Origin of the sequence: Rhizomicrobium palustre, from assembly GCF_011761565.1 — a bacterium.
GTDB lineage: Bacteria > Pseudomonadota > Alphaproteobacteria > Micropepsales > Micropepsaceae > Rhizomicrobium > Rhizomicrobium palustre.
Window position 1 is genome coordinate 2,424,282 of sequence record NZ_JAASRM010000001.1, and the last position, 17,112, is coordinate 2,441,393.

The window sequence follows — 17,112 nt, forward strand, 5'->3', positions numbered from 1 at the left end:
CTCCCGTCCTTTTTCTTTATCGGCGTTCCTTTTCGGCAGCCGGTTAACTGTGTTGTCGGATTGCCTCTGTCATAATGGCGGGCGAAACGGCGGGACCTTCAGATTTTGCGCTACGACGCTTGCATCATCGGCGCTGGGCCGGACGGGCTGGCTGCGGCCGCGCGGCTGGCTGGCGCCGGGCTGAAGGTGCTGCTGGTGGAGCGCGCCAATGAGACCGGTGGGCCGTGTGCGACGCGCGAATTCTCCCCTGGCTTCTTGGTTTCGCCTTTTGCCGATGTCCTGGCCGCCATCCCCGCGCCCCTGTTCCGCGATCTTGATCTCGCCCCCAGAGGCGCGCTTTTCACCGCAGCCGTGCCCGGGCCATATGCCGAATTACAGGCTGAGGTGATCCAGCGGGTGTACGAGGATGCGGCGCGGCCGGTTGCGGGTGGCCTCTCTTTCCAGCGCCGGATGCCCGAACCGCCTTTTCCCGGCGAGCCGCTTGCCACCATGGCGCTGGCCGATATCGCGCCCGAAGGGGTGAGTCTCGAGGCGGCCTCGCTGATGCCGTTCGATCCGGCCATTCCCGGCAGCGCGCTCGCAATCTTGGCGGGTGCGCCGGGCGGGCTAGCGCGTGGCGGTCTCGGCAGTCTTGGCAAGGCACTCACCCGCGCCGCCGAGGAGGCTGGGGCCGAGATCTCGCTGGGCCTGGAAGTGACCGATATTCGCCGCAGAGGCGGCCGGGTCTCAGCCGTCAGCCTCGCCGATGGGCGCGAGATTGGCACCCGCGCGGTGATTTCCACCCTCGATCTGAAACGCACTTTCCTCTCGCTTTTTGCCTGGAACGAGCTTCCCAAAAGCTTGGTCGAGCGCGTCGGCGCCTTCCGCTCGGCGCCCGGCGTGGCGCGCTTTCTGGTGGCGCTGTCGCACATTCCCCGCCGCGCAGAGGGGCTGCGTGCGCCCATTCTTTTGTCCGCCGATGGCGAGCGCGCCTATCACGCCTGGAAAAGCGGAATTGTTCCGACACGGCCGCCCGCGCTGGTGCGTGTTGTCTCGGCGATCGATCCTGCCATGGCGCCAAGCGGCAAGGCGGTGGCAACCGTCACGCTGGGCGGCATTCCGCACAGCCCCTTCGATGGGCCCTGGACGCATGAAAAGCGTTTAAAGCTGGAAGCCTTGGCGCGCGACATGCTCGAAGAAGCCTTGCCGGGCAGCGCTGAAACAATCATCGCCAGCGAGCTTTTGGTGCCGCCGGATTTCGAAAATCTACTTGGCCTCACCGAGGGCGATCTCATGGGCGGCGAGCTTGCCGCCGCACAGATGCTGGGCTTCCGTCCCTTCGCCGAATGCCGCGGCATGCGCACGCCGGTGCCGGGGCTTTATCTCGCAGGGCCTTCTTCCGCGCTTGGCCCCATCGCGACCTGTGCCTCCGGCTGGGCAGCCGCGGCGGCTGTCCTCGCCGATCTCGGAGGCGCGCATGGCTGATGTGCTTGTCATCGGCGCCAGTGTGCCGGGCTTGATCGCCGCCACCTATCTTGCCCGCGCCGGTTATGGCGTGACGGTGCTGGAATCCGATCTTCATCTCGGCGGAGATTGCGCCAATCGCGTGCCGGTGGGCGATCTCGCCGTGCCGCCAGGACCGCATCTGTTTCTCGCGCTGGATCCGAAGATACTGAAAGAGCTGCGGCTGGGCCTTGAATATCTCTATCGCGATCTGCCGCTCATCGCCTTGCGCGGTGAAGGCCCCGCGCTCACCTTGCCGCGCGACGTGCATGAGGCGCGGCGCAATCTGACGCCGCTTTCGGAGCGCGATGCGGAGCGCTTTTCGGTTTACCGCCGCGAACATCATGCCTTCGCGCGCGCCATGCGCGGGCTGTGGTGGGAAGAGGGCGCGATCAGCGAGGAAACAAGATCGCGCCTGCGCCAGATGCAGGTGACAGCCGCAACCACCTGGCTCGATGGCGCCTTCGAGACCGATGCCTTACGTGCCTCCTATTCTTTCGATGCGCTGTCGGGCGGGATTTCGCCTTCGGCGGCGGGCTCGGCGCTGCTCTTTTCCTGGCGCGCCGCGCAAGAGATGTGCGGTCTGCAAAGCGCGGTCGCGATGCTGGCGGGCGGCCCGCAAATGCTGGTCGATCATTGCGTCGATGTGGCCACTAAGGCGGGGGTGAGGTTTCGCACCCTGGCGCCGGTGGCGCGGCTTCTCACCGATGGCGAACGCGTGCATGGCGTGCAGCTCGAGAGTGGGGAAATGCTTGCCGCTGAAGCGGTTCTCTCTAGCCTCACACGGCGCAAGACGCTGCTCGATTTCCTGCCGCCTGGCTCTTGTGGATTCGCGCTGGCGCGCCAGCTCGCGCGGCCGCAAGCAGTAGGGCAGGCGAAAGTTCTCCTCGGCCTTAACGCTCTGCCGCCGATTTTCGAGCAGCCGGGCCGCTATGTCCTGGCGGAGCGGCTGGAAACGGCTTCGCTCGCTTATGCAGAGGCGCGGTCGGGGCAAATCCCCTCTGATCTCGCCCTCGAAATCGTCGCCATGCCGACCGGAACGAGCCCACCTTATATCCTGTCTGTGCTGGTGCGCCCGGTGCCGATGGAACCGCCGGGGGGCTGGAAAGATAACGCCACACGGCTGGTACAAGCGGTGCTGCGCATACTGGAGCATCATGTGCCGAAATTCGTGAGTGCGGTCGGTGGTCTTGCTTTTGTGCCGCCTAAGGCGCGCGATCCGTTCGATGTTCGCGCCATGACATCACCTTGGCGCGCACGCATCACGACACCGCTGAAAGGACTTTATCTTTGCGGTGAAGCAGCCGAGCCGGTGCCGTGTCTTTCGGGCCGTAGCGCGCGCATCGCCGCATCCATCGTGCAGGAAGATTTGCGCGGAGGCGCGCGATGAGCCTGCAAGCGACGCCTTTTCATGCCCGTGCCGTAGAAGCCAACCGTTTCAATGTTTGGGAAAACCGGCGCGGCTATACGCTGGCGCGTTATTATGAAAACGCCGCCGAGGAGGCGCTCGTGGCCCGCTTCGGCGCCGTGATGGGCGATCTTTCCTGGCATTGGCGGGCCGAGTTTTCCGGCGGGGATGTGGAAGCGTTTGTCGCTCGCGCCTTCACCCGCAATGGCGCGCGGCTGGCGGAAAATGAGGCCTGCGAAGTTCTCTGGCTCAATGATGGTGGCGCGGTGCGCGGGCGCGGAATCTTGCTGCGCCTCGCACGGGACCGTTTTCTCTTGAGCGCGGCCGAAGAAGATCGCGATTGGCTGTTTTTCGCGGCGGGGCTTTATGGCGTTTGTGCTCGTGATCATACCAGTGATGGCGTGCTCGCGCTGATTGGTCCGTATGCAGAAGAAATTCTCCTGGCGGCGGAGCTCAGCAACATTCCCGCGCCCATGATGTTGCGGCGCCAATCCTGGCGCGGGCTTGAGATCGCCATCTCGCGCCTCGGCATCGGTTTCGAGATCTGGTGCGAAGCCGATATCGCGCTGATCGTCTGGGACCGTCTTCAGGCCGCGGGCGCGCCTTTCGCGCTTCTTCCCGCCGGGCAGGAGGCGCTCGACACGCTCTCATTCGAATGCGGTCTTCTCCTTCCCGGCCGGGATTTCGCGCCTGCTCGTGATGGCTTTGTGGCGGAACCCTCGCTCACCGCTCTGGGCCTCTTTGGTCTGGTCGATGCGGGGGCGCACTATAATGGCAAGACCGGCGCCCCGGCCCGCGGGCTCTGTGGCCTGGTGCTGGATGGCCCGGCGGAACCCGGCCCCGTCACCTTTGCAGGGCGGAGCCTGGGCCAGCTTCTGGCCTGCCGCTATAGCCCCGCGCTCCAGGCGGTGATCGGCCTGGCTGTGCTGGAACCGGGGGAAATCCCCCAGGGGCTCAGCATAGGCCATTTGTCTTGCCGCGCTGTGGCGCTACCGTTCTTGCCGCTTTCCGAGCCGATTCTGGGTTTCTCCGGCGCCGCGACGGAAACCGCGGCTTCGACCGTTTAAGCTAAGAGGGGCAACTGGCTTGGCTGCCGGAATGGTCATAGATCCGGATACCGAACTGGTTGTCCGCGTGGGTAAGGGCGACCGGGCAGCGGCGCAGGCCTTAATGGCCAAGCATTTGCCCGCGATGCTGGCCTTGGCCCGCCGGATGCTCTCCGGCCAAGCCGAGGCGGAAGATTGCGTGCAGGAGGCGTTCCTGAAAGTGTGGACGCATGCCGCCCGCTGGCAGCCTGGAAAGGCCAAGTTCGAGACTTGGCTTTATCGGGTGACGCTGAACCAGTGCTACGACCGGTTGCGTAAGCGCCCGGCGGAACCCTTGGAAGCCGCTGCCGATGTTCCAGATGGCGCGGAGGCGCCGGATAAGGGCTTGGAAGTGGCCGATCTTTCCCGGGAAGTGGAGGCGGCCTTAAGCGAACTGCCCGAACGCCAAAGGGCGGCGATGGTGCTTTGTCATTTTCAGGAGCGGGGCAATATCGAAGCGGCGGAGCTGCTCGGGATCAGCGTTGAAGCATTAGAGTCCCTTTTGGCGCGGGGACGGCGAACGTTAAGGTTGAAGCTCTCTCATCTGCGCCCTGGAGTGTGATCTGGGGCAGAATGGAGAGGCGAAAGAGTGAACGAGATGGACGATAAGGAATTCGCAGACCAACTGCTGAAAAGCCTTGCCACCACGCCGGTTCCGGCAGGGCTGGAATCGCGCATCCTGGCCGATTTCGACCGCTTGGCGGCGGAAGGGCGTTTTTCGGGCGGCCCCGCCGCACGTCTGAAGCATTTCGCGCAGCGCTGGGCCGACCGGCTCTGGCCGGGGGCGCCGGTCTGGCAGCCTGCCTCGGTGTTGGCGCTCTCTTTGGCGGTAGGGCTGATGGCGGGCGCCTTTGTGCCCTCTTTGAGTTCCAGCCGCAGCACCACCACGTCCGAGTCGACCCTCCTCGCCGATACCTCGTCGGTGATGGATTACTATAAAGACCTTTGAGATGGACCTTTGCCGATGAGCGAGCCCGCCCCGCGTCTCAACACCGCCCTCATCGTATCGCTCTGCGTGAATCTCCTGCTCGCGGGCGTGATTGCCACGGCCATGTACCGCTTCGCCGCCCATCCGCCGGGTCCCGCCCCGCAACCGCCCCAAGCCGCCCCGTCAGAGCGTGTCCAGGTGCGCCAGCTCATGTCGCCGAAATTCCTCAGCCATATTTCGCCTGAGCAGGCGGCCAAAATTCGTCAAGTCGCCGAAGCCCACCACCCCAAGCTCGAGCGTTTGAAGGCGGACGCCCAGGCGGCGCGCCAAGACCTTTTGAAGATTTTCTCCGCCCCCGAGCTTGATCAGACAGCACTGAAAAACGGCTTCGCCAAGATGCAGGCCGCCGACATCGCCATCGGCACCGAATTCACCAAAGTCGCGCTCGAAATCGCGCCCATGCTTTCGCCCGAAGAGCGCAAAAAGGCCGCTGAGTGGCAGAGCCATCATGGCCCCTTCGGTCCCATGGGCTGGCGCCCCGGCCCCCCGCCCGGACGTGAGGGCGATAGCCATGATCGCGATGGGCATGACCGTGATGGCGCCCGCGAGGGGCATCCATAAGCGCGATTACGCCCGGCGCAGGCGCAGCTCGGCGGAGGTGCCGCCGCCCGGCGCCGTTTCGAGGCGCAGCGCGCCTCCCATCCGGCGTGCCAGCGAGACGGCGATGGCAAGGCCAAGCCCGGTGCCGGTGGAAACGCCCACCCGTTCAAAACGGCGAAAAGCGGTACCCACAGTTTCGCGCTCGGCTTGGCTGAATCCCGCCCCGGTATCGATGATCGCGATCGAGACCGCGCCTGCATCTTCGCGCAGCACGACGTGCACCTTGCCGCCCTCAGGCGTGTAGAGCAGCGCGTTGGAGAGAAGATTGGCCGTGATGCGCTGCACCGCTGCGCGATCGGCCGTCACCATGGCGGGGCCGCTCGGCAGCATGGTGAGCGAAATCCGGCGCGAGAAGGCGCGGCCCGCATTGTCGCTCACCACAGTGCCGACCAGCTCGGCGGCATCGAAGACTGCGAGCTGCAGGGGATAGCGCCCGGCTTCCAGATTGGCGAATTCCAGAATATCGCCCACCTTGTCATGCAGATGGCGCCCGGCCATGCCGATGTCATGGGCGTATTCGACGTATTTCTTATGCCCGACGGGGCCGTAATAGCCGCGCTCGATCACTTCGGAAAAGCCGATGATGGCGTTGAGCGGCGTGCGCAGCTCATGGCTCATATGAGCGATGAATTCGTTTTTGGAGCGGGCCGATTCCACCGCGGCGCGTTCGGCATTGGCAAGGCGCACCAAAAGCTTTGCCTCGGCGGGCCGTGTGGTGCGCAGGGAGCGGATGGCCTCCGCCGCCTTGGCGCGGCGCTCGAACTCGCGCACGAAAACAGCGGCGAGCCAGGCACCCACCAAGGCAGGGCCCGCGATCACGAAAATATAAAGCGGGACGGAGGCGTACCACGCATTCACCGCTTCAGGATCTTGCGCCAGCACCTCCACGCGCAAAGGCCAGCCTGGGACATTGGCCCCCACCGTTTCGCCGCTGATGGCATGGCCCGCGAGCACCGCACCACCCGCGCCAAAGATGCCCGCATTATCGAGCGGGCTGCCCGGCAGCAAAGGATAAAAGGATACGGCGATGATCGTTTCGCCTTCGCGGAAGGCGATGATGGTGCGATCCTTGCCCCCGGTCACCACCGGCGTGTCATGCACCTGGGCGACGAGGCTTTCCATCGGCAAGGCTTCGCCCAGCACGGCGCCGGGCGTGCCATTGATGTCCGAGATCGCCATGCCATGTACGCCGGGTGGCAGGCTGGTCAGGGTTCCTGCGGCAAATCTGCGGCCTTCTTCTTCGGCGCGCTCAAGGCTCGCGGCGACCACGGCGCTTAAATCGGCGGCTCTGCGGCTTTCGAAATAGGCCGCCTGCCGGGTCGCATTGGCGGTCTCAAAGCGAAGTTGTAACGCGCCCGCCGCGGCGAAGCTGCCGCCAATGGCGATGACACAGAAAAGGACGGTGATGCGGATGTTGCGCGACGGCCAGGCGGCAAGCCTGTCCAGCACTCCATAAAGGAGCGGCCGCGTCGCGATGTGTTGGCCCGCCATTGATCCGATCCCTGCGCGCCATTCCACTGATTCGCGCGGGACCGATTATGAGAATCGCTTGACTCGCTGTGAAGGGCACAAAAGGTGCCCGCGACTCGGTATTCCGGGTCGCGGGCCAAGGATGGGGCGAGAAAACTTAAAATGCGAAAGGATCAGCCCGCGACCGCGTGCCAGCCTGTGCCCGGATTGACCGACAACGCGCCACTTGAAAGCACCGTGGTGCCTGACATCATCATCGCCATATAGGCGCCGGTGGAGCTGTTGCGCAGCAAAACATCGGCGAAGCCGTCGCCGTCGTAATCGGCTGCACCGCAAGCTTTCCATGCCGAGCCGGGATTGGTGGTGATGGTGCCGCTGCCCGAAAGCACGTTGGGGCCATCCATCAAGAGGATTTGCATCTGGCCGGTGGTGTTGTCCTGCAAAAGAATGTCGGCCTTGCCGTCGTGATTGAAATCGCCTGCCGTTACCGCGCGCCAATTGGCGCCGGGGTTATTTGACAGAACTGTGTCATTGGCGACGGTGGTTCCATTCATCTGCCACATCTCAAGCGCACCGGTGGTGGTGTTCTGCCACAGGATATCGGCTTTGCCGTCGCCATTGAAATCATTCGCGGCGATGATGGTGGCGCCCGCCGCCTGCGTGCGGATAACGCCACTGGCGGAAGTCACGCTCGAGCCGTTCATCTGCCAGATCTGCACCTGGCCACCGTTCTGCAGGATGATGTCAGCCTTTCCATTACCGTCGACATCGCCAACCGCAGTCGCTTTCCAGCCTGTGCTTGGGGTTGTCAGCGTGGTCGAGGAGGCGATGGAGGTGCCATTCATCTTCCACTCGGTCAGGGCGTTGGTCACACCATTCTGCCAGAGAATGTCGGTTTTGCCGTCGCCGTCGAAATCGCCGGTAAGGGCCGTGGTGTAATTGGAGTTGGGGGCGCCCAGGGTGGTGGCGCTGACGCGGTTGGTGCCGTCCATGGTCCACACCTGCACGCGGTTCCTGTCGCTGACATTGAGCAGTATGTCGCCCTTGCCGTCGCCATTGAAGTCGCGCTGCGCCAAAGGGGCCGTCGGGGATGGTTGCGGCGCGACCGGCTCGCTGGAAGACGGTGCACTCGGCGCGGTGGTGGTGGCGGGGGTGACGACGGTGCTCGTATCGCTTACCGCGTGCCAGCTCGTGCCCGGATTGACCGACAGGGTGCCGCTCGACACGATCGACGTGCCATTCATGAAGAAGGCTTGATACTGGCCGTTGGAACTGTTGCGGAAGAGAATATCGGCAGTGCCGTCGCCATTGTAATCGCCCGCGCCAACCGCTTTCCAAGCTGTGCCCAAATTATTACCCAAGAGACCGCTGCCCGAGAGAATGGTGGCCCCATTCATCATCGCGATTTTGGTTTGGCCGCTGGTGTCGTCCTGCAGGAGGATGTCAGCCTTGCCGTCGCCGTTGAAATCGGCTGCCGTCACCACGCGCCAGCTTGCGCCGGAATTGTCGGAGAGCACGGTGTCGCTCGCAACCGAGGTGCCGTTCATGGTCCAGAGTTCAAGCGCGCCCGTGGAGGCGTTCTGCCAGAGGATATCGTCCTTGCCATCGCCATTGAAATCGTTGATAGCGGCGATGCGCGATGATACCGGCGCGGCGGCGCCAGTCACGGTGCTCGCTTGCTTAACGCTGGTGCCGTTCATAAACCAAGCCTGCACCTGTCCGTCTTTTTGCAGGATGATATCGGATTTGCCGTCGCCATCGAGATCGCCGGTTCCCGTTGCGGTCCATCCGGCATCGGGCGTGTTCAGCGTGGTGCTCGCGGTCTTGGAGGTGCCGCTCATGGTCCATTCGGTCAGCGCGTTGGTGACGCCGTTCTGCCAGAGAATGTCGCTCTTACCGTCGCCGTTGAAATCGCCGGTCAGGGCGCTGGTGTAGTTCGCATTTGGCGCGGAAATCGTGGTGGCGGCAACGCGGGTGGTGCCATTCATGGTCCAGACCTGGACGCTGTTATTGGCGCTGATCGCGAGCAGGATATCGGCCTTGCCGTTGCCGTCGAAATCGCGCTGGGCGAGCGGCTGAGACGTTGTGGGCGGATTGCTCGGCTGCGTCGGGTCGCTCGGCGGCGGTGTTGTTACCGGCGGGGAGGTGAGGGTCGAGGTGGCAACCGTCTTGTCCGAGAAGACCAGCGTTTCGATGCCCGAAAGCGTATCGCTGCCCGCGCCATTGCCGGAAATGGTGATCGTGCCATCTGCGTTTACGACCAGGTTATAGGCCGAGAAAGCCCCGGCATATTTCACCGTGTCGTTGCCCGCGCCGCCATAGAAAATGTCATTGCCGCTGCCGCCGGTGATGCTGTCATTGCCATTGCCGCCCCAAATCGTGTCCCCGTTGTTGTTGCAGATGACCGAGGTGGCGCCCGAGCCGCAGACCAGCGTATCGACCGCGGTGTCGTAAGCGATCGCGATGTTGTTGGTCATCCCCGCGCAAGAGGAGAAGGTTCCGGCGTTGAGGTTGATATTCGCCGTGGTGGTGAAGCCGGAAAGGTCGAGCGTGTTGTTCGTGCCCTTGTCCCAGATGGTGATCACCGGCTTCGTATTCACCGTGAAATCGAAATACTGCTTGATCGAGGGATCGATATTGCAGTGGAAGCCGAAGGTCTGGCCGCCGGAAAGCGGGGTGTTCACCGCCACGCCGTAAAGCTGTTGGATCGCCAGAATGTCGAGCGGCATCCAGGTGGTGGGGTAATGACCGCTCCAGACCGTGCCCTGCACCGGATTCTGCGAGGAATACTTCGCCGAAGCGCCGCCATCGATATAGGACATGATCGACCACTGGCGGGTGTCATAGGCGCTATACTGCTGGGTGGCGTTGTTGACCGCGCCGTTATAGGCCCCGGCATGGCCGAGGCCCAAGGCATGGCCCTGTTCGTGCAGCATGGTTTCCATGCCATAGCCGCCATAGCTCGAGAAGCCGCCGCTGATGGAGAAACAGGCGTTGCTTGTATCGATGGAGATGGGCGCGGTGTTGATGGTGCCGAGAGTTGAGCCCCCGGTCATGCAGGCGCCGTTGGCGGCGCTGTAATTGGTGTAGGTATAGGCGCCGCTGTCCTTGCCACGGGTGAAGCTGATCTTGGCCTGGCTTGCCGTTGTTGTCTGGACAAAGCTGATATTGGCGACCGCCGCCCAAAGTGCGAGGCCGGAAGCAAGATTGGCCTTCTCTGTCGCCGACCAATTGGAATTGGGATCGAAGTAATAGGCGACCGTGCCGCCCGCGCTGCCCGCTGTATTGCCGCCGAACTTCGCGGCCCGCGTCCATGTCGAATTGTAGGTTGCAGGATTGTCGCGGTTCCAACCCCAATACGAGTATTGCGTCAGCGTGCCGTTCGCCTTAACGCCCGTGATAAAAGAGACTTCATCCTGGAGTGACGGAGACGTGACCATCGCAACGCACCTTTCGTTTGGCTTGCACGACATTGCTGTATCGTTTGCTTCCAAACTATTGACGGGCGTTTCTGGATTCTTCGCCTCCGTATTTTTGCGTAAACACGCGAAGTGAGATCGCATTCGCGCAGAAAACGCGGAAAAATATGGATTACTTACGCAATCGTGCGCATCACGTTCTGTTGATATAGCGCAATATGGAGGCGGTCTGACGCAGGCTTATGCGGCGATTTGTACGCATACAGAATGATCATGCAGAAGCTTTTTTCTTCTTCCGAATTGGAATTCGAAGCCTTCAAAATTGGGTCCTGTTTTGGTCACAGATCGTTAGTGTTTGAAACGAATGCGCGGCAGGCAAAGGGTCTCGGCAGCATCTTTGTTTTGTCATGCAGGCGGCATTCGGTGCGTTGTTGCTTTTTCCGGCGCTGCGTGGGTTGTCTGTTCTCATCGCAGTCTGCGCGCGCGTCCCTGTTCGGGTACGTATTCGCTCCTTCTTCGAAGCAGATTCGAAGTTTTCGCATTTGCGGCCGCTTTTTGGTTACGAATTGTTAGTATTTGAAGCAATGCGCGGTGAGCAAAAGAAAACCCCCGGCAGGGTTTTGCCGAGGGCTTTGCCGAAGGCAATTTGAGACAAATTACGCCAGCGTTTTGCTCATCACTTCGAAGAGGTTCGAAGAAATGCCACTGATCGCGAGCGTCTTTTCGAGTTCGGCGCGGATGAGGGCTTGGCGGGCCGGATCGAAGCGGCGCCAGGTCTCGAACGCGCCAGCCATACGCGCAGCGACTTGAGCATTGATGCCATCGAGCTTGCGGACCACATCGCCAACCAGCGCATAGCCCGAGCCATCGGCGGCGTGGAAGCGCAGTTGATTGGCAGAGAATGCTCCAACCAGGGCACGCACGCGGTTGGGGTTCTTGATGTCGAAGGCGGCATGCTCCATCAGCGCACGCACGCGGACAACGGTGTCGGCGCGCGGCGAGCCCGCCTGCAGCCCCATCCATTTGTCGAGCACCAACGCGTCCTTGGCGAAGCGATCGTGGAAATGGGTGAAGGCTTCGTCCTTTTTCGCCGAGCTCATGCGGGTTAACGCGGCAAGGCCTGCGATCATGTCGGTCATGTTGGTGGCGCTGAGATAATGGCGATGCGCCAGCGTCGCCGCCGCCTCATCGTCCTCAGCCGTCAGATAGCGAAGGCACGCATTGCGCAGCGCGCGCTTACCTGCTGCCTTGGCCTCAGGCGAGAAGGGGCCGTCTTCGCCCAGCGCCGCATAAAGTTCGGCGAATTTGGCGCGATGCGCCGCCGCCACGGTTTTCACCAGGCCCATGCGCGCGGCATGAATGGCGTCGGGGTCGACAACCGGCATTGCCATGGCGATTTCGCTTTCCAGCGGCAACGACAGCATATTGGCCGCGAAGGCCATGTCTTCCATTGCCTTGTCCAGCACCGGTCCGAGCGCCGCCACATACAGTGGATCGGGCGATGCGCCTTGCATCATCGCCATCATGGCGGCGCGTGCGGCGGTCTGGCCGGCTTCCCAGCGATTGAAGCTGTCGGGGTCATGCGCCATCAGCGTGGTGCGGTCTGCGGGGCTGTGATCTACCGCGAACACGGCAGGGGCCGAGAAGCCACGCCCCAGCGAGAGGATCGGCTCTTCCTCCACACCCACAAATACGAAGTTCTGCGAAGCCTCCGTCAGTTCCAGCACGCGTTCTTCAGGCCCGGTGGCGTTTTCGCCTTCCAGGGTCAGCGGCAGGCTGGCGCCGGATTTGCCGATAAAGCCCAAACGCACGGGAATATGCATCGGCTTCTTCTCGGGCTGGCCCGGGGTGGGGCGCAAGGTTTGCGCCAGGCTGAGCGTGTAGGTCTTGGTGCTCTTATCGTAGAGGCCTTTGGCGCCGACCACCGGTGTGCCGGCCTGGGCGTACCAGAGACGGAACTGGGAAAGATCGCGTCCGCTCGCCTCTTCGAAACAGCGCACCCAATCTTCCACCGTCGCAGCCTGTCCGTCATGGCGCGCGAAATAAAGATCGGTGGCCTTCCTATAGGTCTCGTCGCCCACCAGGGTCTTCAGCATGCCGATCAGCTCGGCGCCTTTTTCATAGATGGTGGCGGTGTAGAAATTATCGATGGAGATATAGCTTTGCGGCTGCACCGGATGGGCAAGCGGCCCCGCATCTTCCTGGAACTGGCGCAGGCGCAGCGCCCGCACTTCCTCGATGCGCTTCACCGCATGGCTGCGCATATCGGCCGAGAAGCCTTGATCGCGGAATACAGTAAAGCCTTCCTTCAAGGAGAGCTGGAACCAGTCGCGGCAGGTGATGCGGTCGCCCGACCAGTTGTGGAAATACTCATGGGCGACGACGCCTTCGATGCGGCCGTAATCGTCATCGGTCGCGGTTTCGGGTGAGGCGAGCAGCACCTTGTCGTTGAAGATGTTGAGGCCCTTGTTTTCCATGGCGCCGAAATTGAATGCGGACACGGCGACGATCATGAAGATGTCGAGATCGTATTCGCGGCCATAAGCCTCTTCATCCCATTTCATCGCGCGTTTCAGCGAATCCATGGCGTAGAGGGCTTTGTTCTCGTTGCCGTGTTCGACAAAGATCTTCAGATCGACCTTGCGGCCCGACATGGTGACGAATTCGTCTTCGATTCTGCCGAGATCGCCCGCGACCAGCGCGAAGAGATAGCAGGGTTTGGGGAAGGGATCGCGCCACACCGCGAAATGCCGCCCGCCGGGCAGATCACCCTTGGTGATGAGATTGCCATTGGAGAGCAGCACCGGATAGAGCTTGCGGTCGGCCTCGATGCGGGTGGTGTAGACCGCGAGCACATCGGGGCGGTCGAGGAAATAGGTGATGCGCCGGAAGCCCTCCGCCTCGCATTGGGTGCAGAACATCCCCTTGGAGGTATAAAGACCGGAGAGCAGTGTATTCTGCTCTGGAGCGATCTCCGTCACGATGTCGAGAACGAATTTCTCGGGCAGGTTCGGGATCGTCAGATGCTCGGCATCGACGCTGTATTCGTCCTTGGCCAAAAGCTTGCCATCAAGCGCTACCGAGACCAGCTTCAGCGCTTCGCCATTGAGCACCAGCGGCGCATCTTCGGCGCCAGTGCGGGCCATGCGCAGGCGCGCGCCCACCCGTGTCGCCGCTGGGTCGAGCACGAAATCGAGGGCGATCTCGAACACCTTATAATCGGGGGCGTGGTAGTCTTTGAGATGGATGGCTTGCGGTTCGTCGGTGCGCATGCGTGTGTCCTTAACGCTGTGCCTGAAAGCGCGGGAGGTATAGCGGAACTTGGTGCCGCAATGCTGCACTTTTTTTGCGGGGGATGGGAACCCTGGGCGTTTTTTCGTTAACGCGTCCCGGGCCGCTCAACTCCGCGAAAAAAGGCTGCTCACGACCAGGACGTGATCGACCGTGGCCGCGTCCGGCCCGAGGGGAAGAAAAACCGCCTCATGATGGCTGAAGGTGATGCGGAAAATGTCGCGGCCGGTCTGGCCGCGGATCGCGAAGGGCTCGCCGGTGACGCGGCATTGCTCCAAAAGTGGGCGCAGCAGGGCAACGAAGCCCGGCTCTTCGGCGGCAAGTTCTGAAACCGTGCGGTTTTGCAGCGGAATATCGAAGGCGCGCACAATGGCATCGCCGACGATACGATGGACGAAATCGCCATTTTCGAATTTGAGTAAGCTGACATGACGCAGGATGCCCGCGATGTCGCGCGGACGGATGTCGCTGCGCGAAGGGTAGGGCCGGTCGCCGCGCAGGGAGCGCCAATAGGCATAGCCCAGCCGCAAAGGTGCGCTCTCAAGCGCATCAAGCCCAATATGATCCGTGGTGGTGATGTCGGGAATCTCGACAGCGCGCAGCGCCATACCTTCAATTGCCTTTTTCGATGACGGTCAAAAGATCTTGGGCATTATGTGCCAGCTCCGCCAAATCATGCGGCATTTCCTCGCCGGAGCGCCGCGCCCAATCGACCAGCGCCTTGGCGAGGCTTTCAAGGGCCGGGCCGCTCGCGATCAGCCGCGCCTGACGTTCGATGCGGCTGGGGTTGAGGTCGTATTCGGCGCCCGGAACGCGCCAGCCGCCCCAATCCTCTTGGCCCGTGACGACGACGGGATAGGTGCCTGGCACAGGATGGCGCGCGCAGTCTTCGGTTGGCTGCCATTTGTTGCGGGCCCGGATCACGCGCCAGCGCTCATTGGCTGTGCGCAGCTTTTCCGGAATGGGCTCTTCCTGCTGCAATTCCTCTGCGGTGAACTCGCGGCCCAAGCCGCAGTCGTAATGCACGCGGATGGGCTCTTCGAGGCCCTTGGTCCAATGCGGCACAACGCGTTCGATCAGCGCCCAGGTTCCTACGGGGCGCACATAGACGCGTTGATTCTTATGAAAAGCGGCCTTGGCCATGCATGTCTCCCAACATGCGAAAGCCTATGAGGTGCGGCTTAAACCGCAGTTAAAGCTAAAGCTGCAATTTGTGCGGTGATGCTTACGATGGTGGGCCGGTCTACGCGCGAATTCACGCGCGTCTCGGACAAAGATGCGCCACAAATGCGGCAATATGATCAACGCGCGTATCATCTGCGCCGAATGGCAACAGGATCATCTCGGCCACTGTAGCGTTGATGCGCACTTCGCGCAGCATCACCCGCTGACACCATGCGATTGGCTTCTTGGTTTCCACTACCTTGCGAAAGAGGATAAGGCTCTCGCGGATCAGCACCGGGGCATCCTCGGCGATCTCGGAAAAGCGCCGGTTCTGCAAGCGCACGTCATAGGCGCGCACTATGGCGTCACCTACAATGCGATGCTCGAAATCCGCGCCGTCCTCCAAAACCCGCACCAGCGACATGTGAGAGACGAGGCCGGCAAGGTCGCGCATTTTCATCGCGTCCCGGGATGGGAAGGCGCGTACGCCGCGCAGCTTCAGCCAATAGGCATAGGCGGCGCGGGTTTGCGCCTCTGCCAACTCGGCCGGGTCGAGCCAAGTAATCTCGCGGCCCTGGGACGAATGGGCAATGGACTGAGGCATCTGCTTAGAAAATAGGCTTCCAAGCGCGATCCTAGAGAGCAGGTCTTAACCGCGTGTGAAGGGACTTGGCTGCGCTGACGGTGGCATGATGCACGGTAAACCCAAGCACATATTCAACATTTTGGTCGCCCAACGGGAGCAGCAGCACCTCTGAATCCGTAAAGACCACATGGGTGGCGTCGCGCCCGGTATGCTGGCGCCAAGCACGCGGCTTGGAGTCCGCAACCACATCGCGAAAAAGCGGCATGGTGGAATAGATCAGTTCCGGGGCTTCCTTGGCGATCTCGCTGAATCTGCGGTGCTGGATGGGCACATGAAATGCCTGCACCACCACATCGCCGACAATGCGGTATTCGAAATCGGCGCCATCCCCGATTACCTTGACCAGGGTCATATAGCCCAGAAGGCCGCTGATATGGCGCGGATTGAGCTCGTCGCGGCGCGGATGGGGGCGCATCCCGCGCAAGGCATTCCAATAGCCATAGCCCGTGATCAAGGGACCGCCGCTCACCTGCGCCGGGTCGATCTCGGCGATCTCCGCAGTCACCAGCTTAGCGCCCATTTCAGCCTCCCCAAGGCAAGGGGCAAGCCTACGCGTTTCTACTTAAAGCCGCGTAAAACCAGAACGCGAAATTTTAGGACACCTGTCGAAGCGCTGGTGGGGTGGTCACCTGGCTCAGCCAATCCATGCCTTGGCGCAGGCGCACATTTTCGCCGATCACCAGAATGGCGGGCGCGCTGGAAGCGGCGGCTGCAGCGCCAAGCCCCGCAAGCGTCGTGACCGAGACATGCTGTTCGCCGAGCGAGGCATTGGAAACGATGGCGGCGGGTTCTTCGGGCTTGCGTCCTGCCGCGATCAGCTTCTCGGCAATCTCGCCTGCGAATTTGCGTGCCATATAAAGCACAATCGTCGGCGAACCGCGCGCGATCGATGGCCAATCGAGTTCGGGCAATTTGCCATCGGCGCCGTGACCGGTGAGGAAGGTCACCACCTGATTGGTATCGCGATGGGTGACGGGAATACCCGCATAGGCAAGTCCGCCGATACCTGCCGTGACGCCCGGCACGATACGGAAAGGCACATGCGCATCCGCAAGCGTAAGGGCTTCTTCTGCGCCGCGTCCGAAGACCAGCGGATCACCGCCTTTGAGTCGAAGCACGCGTGCGCCGCGGCGCGCATATTCCACCAGCGTCTGGGAAATATCGGCTTGCTTGCACGAGCGCATGCCGCCGCGTTTGCCTGCGAAAATCAATTCCGCTGCGGGGCGCGCGAAAGCCAGAAGATCGTCGTTGAGCAGCGCGTCGTAGAGAATGACATCTGCAGATGCGATAGCATGAAGACCAAGCGCGGTGATCAATCCGGCTTCGCCCGGGCCTGCGCCAGCCAGCCAAACCCAACCCTTTTCGAAGGCGGGAAGCTTGAGAGCGGCGCTCAGCCTTGAAAGAGCAGTACGGTCAAGGTCCTGGATGGAGTGTTTGCGCATTCAACACCAAAATATTGTATATATTATTGTATCACATGTATGTCGCGGTAAATAGCCCTTTTTAGCCGACAAAAAGCGCAGGGTTGACCTGACTTTTATGCTGAGCTTCGCTAGGAA

At 62.0% G+C, this 17,112-nt stretch carries 15 protein-coding genes; 7 read left to right on the forward strand and 8 right to left on the reverse strand.

Going from position 1 to position 17,112, the window contains the following annotated elements; genetic code table 11:
• Positions 1 to 105 precede the first annotated feature (105 nt).
• The 6 genes from FHS83_RS10905 to FHS83_RS10930 are packed head-to-tail and all read left to right on the forward strand — an operon-like array spanning position 106 to position 5,524.
• The gene (locus tag FHS83_RS10905) at positions 106 to 1,464 is read left to right on the forward strand and encodes a phytoene desaturase family protein (RefSeq protein ID WP_167082987.1); all 1,359 of its coding nucleotides are present in this window, start codon (positions 106 to 108) and stop codon (positions 1,462 to 1,464) included.
• On the forward strand, positions 1,457 to 2,872 hold the full coding sequence (locus FHS83_RS10910; RefSeq protein ID WP_167082988.1) for a phytoene desaturase family protein: 1,416 nt from the start codon (positions 1,457 to 1,459) through the stop codon (positions 2,870 to 2,872). Before FHS83_RS10905 ends, FHS83_RS10910 begins: the two co-directional genes overlap by 8 nt.
• Positions 2,869 to 3,957: an aminomethyl transferase family protein gene (locus FHS83_RS10915; protein WP_167082989.1), complete on the forward strand. Its 1,089-nt coding sequence runs from the start codon at positions 2,869 to 2,871 to the stop codon at positions 3,955 to 3,957. Before FHS83_RS10910 ends, FHS83_RS10915 begins: the two co-directional genes overlap by 4 nt.
• A gap of 31 nt (positions 3,958 to 3,988) precedes the next feature.
• Positions 3,989 to 4,537 carry an RNA polymerase sigma factor gene (locus tag FHS83_RS10920; RefSeq protein ID WP_167082990.1) on the forward strand — a complete coding sequence of 183 codons (549 nt, stop codon included), beginning with the start codon at positions 3,989 to 3,991 and terminating at the stop codon, positions 4,535 to 4,537.
• A gap of 27 nt (positions 4,538 to 4,564) precedes the next feature.
• Positions 4,565 to 4,924: a hypothetical protein gene (locus FHS83_RS10925; RefSeq protein ID WP_167082991.1), complete on the forward strand. Its 360-nt coding sequence runs from the start codon at positions 4,565 to 4,567 to the stop codon at positions 4,922 to 4,924.
• Positions 4,925 to 4,939: 15 nt separating this feature from the next.
• Positions 4,940 to 5,524 carry a periplasmic heavy metal sensor gene (locus FHS83_RS10930; protein ID WP_167082992.1) on the forward strand — a complete coding sequence of 195 codons (585 nt, stop codon included), beginning with the start codon at positions 4,940 to 4,942 and terminating at the stop codon, positions 5,522 to 5,524.
• Positions 5,525 to 5,530: 6 nt separating this feature from the next.
• Here the strand turns inward: FHS83_RS10930 and FHS83_RS10935 are convergent, their stop codons facing one another.
• Positions 5,531 to 7,054 carry a sensor histidine kinase gene (locus FHS83_RS10935; RefSeq protein WP_167082993.1) on the reverse strand — a complete coding sequence of 508 codons (1,524 nt, stop codon included), beginning with the start codon at positions 7,052 to 7,054 and terminating at the stop codon, positions 5,531 to 5,533.
• Positions 7,055 to 7,206: 152 nt separating this feature from the next.
• Entirely contained in the window at positions 7,207 to 10,473 is a 3,267-nt protein-coding gene (locus tag FHS83_RS19655) for an FG-GAP-like repeat-containing protein (RefSeq protein WP_279590098.1), read from the reverse strand.
• A 386-nt stretch (positions 10,474 to 10,859) separates the two neighbouring features.
• Here FHS83_RS19655 and FHS83_RS10945 point away from each other — a divergent pair, with 386 nt between their 5' ends.
• Positions 10,860 to 11,102, forward strand: coding sequence for a hypothetical protein (locus FHS83_RS10945; RefSeq protein ID WP_167082995.1), 243 nt, complete (start codon positions 10,860 to 10,862; stop codon positions 11,100 to 11,102).
• 6 nt (positions 11,103 to 11,108) lie between these two features.
• On the opposite strand, the gene pepN is transcribed toward FHS83_RS10945, so the two are convergent.
• The 6 genes from pepN to cobA all read right to left on the reverse strand — a co-directional run bounded on the left by pepN (position 11,109) and on the right by cobA (position 16,995).
• A complete protein-coding gene (gene pepN / locus FHS83_RS10950) occupies positions 11,109 to 13,724 on the reverse strand; it encodes an aminopeptidase N (protein ID WP_167082996.1) in 2,616 nt (871 codons plus the stop codon).
• 126 nt (positions 13,725 to 13,850) lie between these two features.
• Complete coding sequence (locus FHS83_RS10955) at positions 13,851 to 14,351, reverse strand: PAS domain-containing protein (RefSeq protein ID WP_167082997.1); 501 nt, start codon at positions 14,349 to 14,351, stop codon at positions 13,851 to 13,853.
• Positions 14,352 to 14,355: 4 nt separating this feature from the next.
• Positions 14,356 to 14,886: a hypothetical protein gene (locus FHS83_RS10960; protein WP_167082998.1), complete on the reverse strand. Its 531-nt coding sequence runs from the start codon at positions 14,884 to 14,886 to the stop codon at positions 14,356 to 14,358.
• Between the two features lie 112 nt (positions 14,887 to 14,998).
• On the reverse strand, positions 14,999 to 15,511 hold the full coding sequence (locus tag FHS83_RS10965; protein WP_167082999.1) for a PAS domain-containing protein: 513 nt from the start codon (positions 15,509 to 15,511) through the stop codon (positions 14,999 to 15,001).
• Between the two features lie 31 nt (positions 15,512 to 15,542).
• Positions 15,543 to 16,073, reverse strand: coding sequence for a PAS domain-containing protein (locus FHS83_RS10970; RefSeq protein ID WP_167083000.1), 531 nt, complete (start codon positions 16,071 to 16,073; stop codon positions 15,543 to 15,545).
• 73 nt (positions 16,074 to 16,146) lie between these two features.
• Positions 16,147 to 16,995, reverse strand: a complete 849-nt coding sequence (gene cobA / locus FHS83_RS10975; RefSeq protein ID WP_167083001.1) for a uroporphyrinogen-III C-methyltransferase — start codon at positions 16,993 to 16,995, stop codon at positions 16,147 to 16,149.
• Positions 16,996 to 17,112 lie beyond the last annotated feature (117 nt).